This window comes from Flavobacteriales bacterium (assembly GCA_013001705.1).
Taxonomy (GTDB): domain Bacteria; phylum Bacteroidota; class Bacteroidia; order Flavobacteriales_D; family JABDKJ01; genus JABDLZ01.
The window spans coordinates 1-3,715 of record JABDLZ010000273.1 but is presented as its reverse complement, the minus strand read 5'-3'; the positions used below and the strand labels follow the sequence as shown (position 1 = coordinate 3,715).

At 51.4% G+C, this 3,715-nt stretch carries 4 protein-coding genes; 2 read left to right on the top strand and 2 right to left on the bottom strand.

Features of this window, described 5'->3' with window-relative positions; translation table 11 throughout:
- The first annotated feature begins 14 nt into the window (after positions 1-14).
- Complete coding sequence (locus HKN79_10910; GenBank protein ID NNC84076.1) at positions 15-1,058, top strand: mechanosensitive ion channel; 1,044 nt, start codon at positions 15-17, stop codon at positions 1,056-1,058.
- A 31-nt stretch (positions 1,059-1,089) separates the two neighbouring features.
- On the opposite strand, the gene HKN79_10905 is transcribed toward HKN79_10910, so the two are convergent.
- Positions 1,090-2,025 carry a phosphoglycerate dehydrogenase gene (locus tag HKN79_10905; protein ID NNC84075.1) on the bottom strand — a complete coding sequence of 312 codons (936 nt, stop codon included), beginning with the start codon at positions 2,023-2,025 and terminating at the stop codon, positions 1,090-1,092.
- Between the two features lie 32 nt (positions 2,026-2,057).
- Positions 2,058-3,428: a magnesium transporter gene (mgtE, locus tag HKN79_10900; GenBank protein NNC84074.1), complete on the bottom strand. Its 1,371-nt coding sequence runs from the start codon at positions 3,426-3,428 to the stop codon at positions 2,058-2,060.
- Positions 3,429-3,488: 60 nt separating this feature from the next.
- On the opposite strand from mgtE, the gene HKN79_10895 reads away from it, so the two are divergent.
- Positions 3,489-3,715 (top strand): DUF3667 domain-containing protein (locus HKN79_10895; protein ID NNC84073.1); only part of this gene is annotated, 227 nt, incomplete at its 3' end.

Genomic DNA, 3,715 nt, shown 5'->3' with positions numbered 1-3,715 from the left:
GGTTCCTTCAGCGCTTGTCCAGGGCCTTCGTCTTCAAGACCTTGAAGCAGAAGAGTTGGTTCAATGAGGAACGCGGTAAGCAGATCTTCCGGATCATCAGGGCCATCCTGATCTTACTCGGAGCTGGTGCTATCATCATCGTACTCGACCTGGACACCACCTGGGAGGAGATCATGAATAAGGATCTCTTTGTGGGAGTACCCAAGGAAGAGAATACCGGTATCAAGATCACCGTACGCGGAGTCTTGACCTTCATCATCATCCTCTTCTTGGCCCGCTTGATCGTCAAGTTCATCTCTGGTCTGGTCACCAACCAATTGGAGAACAATCAGCGCTTGGATGACGGACAGCGCTTCACCATCGTGAAACTGGTACGCTATGCCGCCTATGTGATCGCCTTTGTTTTTGCAGCCAATGCAGCGGGAGTAAACCTGACAGCATTGCTTGTCGGTTCTGCTGCATTATTGGTGGGTGTAGGGCTGGCCTTGCAGCACATCTTCGATGATATCATCTCCGGATTCATCATCCTCTTCGAAGGCACCTTCCAAGTAGGGGATGTCATCGAGACGGAAGGGATGATCGCCCGTGTCCTGCACATCGACATACGCACCTCCAAGGTGATCACGCGGGATGGCAATATCATCATCGTCCCCAATCGATTTCTCACTTCAGAAAAACTGAACAATTGGAGCCATGGCAATGCGCTCTCGCGCTTCCATGTAACTGTTGGGGTATCCTATAGCAGCGATGTAGAGAAGGTGAAGAAACTCCTCTATCAAACAGCACTGGCTCATGCAGATGTCAGTAAACAGAAACCCATCATCATCAGATTCGATGATTTCGGGGACTCTGCATTGATATTCAGACTGTTCTTCTGGGCCAGTCGCTCTTGGGAGGTAGAATTATTGAAAAGCGACCTGCGATTTGCCATTTTCAAGGCTTTCAGAGAGCATGGCGTACAGATTCCGTTCCCGCAGCGCGACCTCCATTTAATAGATGGGTTCATGCCTTCAGAAGGAAAACAGCCTTCGGAGGCAGATGGTGAGGATCAGCCATGACCTACGGCTCTCTGAATTAGAGTATCCAGACTCAATGCCCCTCGGCACGCGGAATTTTCTCTAGTAACACATCGGCCAGCTTCTCATAGCTGCTATCAGTCCAACCTGCCACATGTGGACTCAACAGGACCTGACTGAAGGAGAGCAACTTCTGTAGGAAAGGATTCTCCTTGGAGCGAAGTTGTAGATCAGGCCCTTCTTCCTCCAATACATCCAAGCAGGCTCCCAGTATCTTTCCACTCTTGAGGCCACTTACGATGGAAGATGTACTGCAGACCGGTCCGCGTGAGGCATTGACCAGATATAATGGCTGGCGCATGTGATCGATAAAAGCCTCATCCAGATAATGGCGGGTCTCATGGGTCAGGGGGACATGGAAGGAGAGGATATCGCATGCGTCCTGAATCTCTGACAAGGTCGCTTTCCGAGCATAGGGCCCATCTACCGGATGGTATTTGTCATAGGCCAGTACTTCACACCCGAATCCGCTCAGTTTCTCTGCTACCGACCTTCCGGTATTGCCATATCCGATAATCCCCACAGTACGTGCTCCCAACTCGATGCCTCGATGGGCCTCCCTTTCCCACCGCCCCGCGCGTACGGAAGCATCTGCTGAACACAATTTGTTGAACAGGGTCAGCAACATCCCGATGACATGCTCCCCCACCGCATCGGCATTTCCTCCGGCTGCATTGAAGGTCTGTATATCCTGTTCTCGGCAGTAGTCCAGATCGATGTTCTCCAGACCCACACCAGAGCGAGCGATCCACTGCAGGTGTGTCGCAGGCTGTAAGAAATCCTTGTCCAAGGTGAATCTACTGCGTATCACGAGTCCGTGAGCTGAGGGGAGTTTCTCCAGCACCTCTTCTTTATCGGCCGAGGTCAAGTCTGCGCAGCGATAGCCCATTCTCTCCAGCTCCGTCCACATCTTGGGATGCACTTCATCGATGAAAAGGACTTTAGGCATGGTATGAATGAAGGATAACTCTCAAGGAACAACTAGGCCATTCCATACATCATGGAGCCCACCCAGAAATAGATGACCAAGCCCACGATATCATTCATGGTAGTTATGAATGGTCCTGTGGCCAAAGCAGGGTCGATCTTGAATTTGTCCAGAGCAAGGGGAATGAAAGTGCCGAATAGACCCGCGAAGATGATCACGGAGAAAAGCGCAATGCTCACCGTGTAACTCAGCTCCATGCTCGTGCTGAAGAGCATATTGAAACCGAGTAAAAGGGCCGCACAGATGACTCCATTGAAGAGGGCGACTCCCAATTCCTTGGTGAGCCGTCCAAAGATATCGTGCGCTAGGAGGCTCTTATTGGCCAATCCCTGTACCACAATGGCCGAGGATTGTACACCTACATTTCCACCCATGGCCGCGATCAAGGGTATGAAGAAGGCGAGTTTTGGATCGACCTGGATCTGATGTTCGTATATCGCAATGACCTGTGCTACGAGGATTCCTCCTAGAAGACCGATCAGCAGCCAAGGCAATCGGGCACGGGTCAGCAGCCAGATGGAATCATCACTCTCTACTTTCTGGGAGATACCACTTGCCATTGCGTAATCGCGTTCTGCCTCTTCTTGCATGAAGTCGACCACGTCATCGATGGTGATCCGTCCCAATAGTCGACCGCTCTCATTGACTACAGGTAGCACTACGAGGTCGTACTTTTTCATGATACGCACCACTTCTTCAGCCGCAGTATCAGGGGTCACGCTACGCAATTCCTGCTCTTCAAAAAGCTCACGGATAGTGGATTTCATGCTGGAAGCCGAGAAGAAGAGTCGCTTGAAGGAAAGACTACCTAGGAGGGTCTCACGCTCATCCACCACGTATACGGTGAAGACATCAGTGACCTCTTCACCTTGCTTACGCATCTCTCGCACTGCACGGGTGACGGTCCAGTCCACATGTACCTTGACCAACTCGGTACCCATCAGGGCACCGGCTGTGTCTTCTTCATAGGACAGTAGTTGGACGATATCACTCGCATATTCTGGATCCTCCACATGAGAAAGGACCTCTGCTTTCTTCTCTTCCGAGAGTTCACCCAAGAGGTCCGCTGCGTCATCGGTGTCTATGTTCTCGATGACCTTTTCTGCGATGTGTTTGGAAGAAAGTGCGTCTAAGAATTTCTCCCGGACATCCTCTTCCAATTCCATCATCACCTCGGCCGCTTTCTCGTCTCCGAGCAGGCGATAGAGGGATTTGGCCTCATCCATATTGACTGCATCCAGTACCTCAGCAATGTCAGCGGGGTGTAGCTCACCCATCTGCTCCCTCAGAAAGGGGAGGTCCATGCGCTCGATGGCCATCTTGACTGAGAGGATGAAGTCTTTATCTATAGAGGTTTGGGACATGCGCTGCGAAGAAAAGGAGAAAAGAGGCCAAAAGGTTATTTTCAATCCACCGAAATGACGATGGACCAACAAAAAGGGTGCTTGAACTGTGGCGTGAAGCGTGATGGGGACTTCTGCCCTAGCTGCGGTCAACGGGCATCGGTCTCCCGGGTGAGCTTCAGAGAGATAGGCTCTCAGATAAGCAGTACGGTCTTCAATCTGGAGGCTCCGCTGTACCAGACCTTCAAAGGACTCCTGACCCGGCCCGGGGCCATGATATCTGAATTCCTAGGAGGCAAACGCAAGTC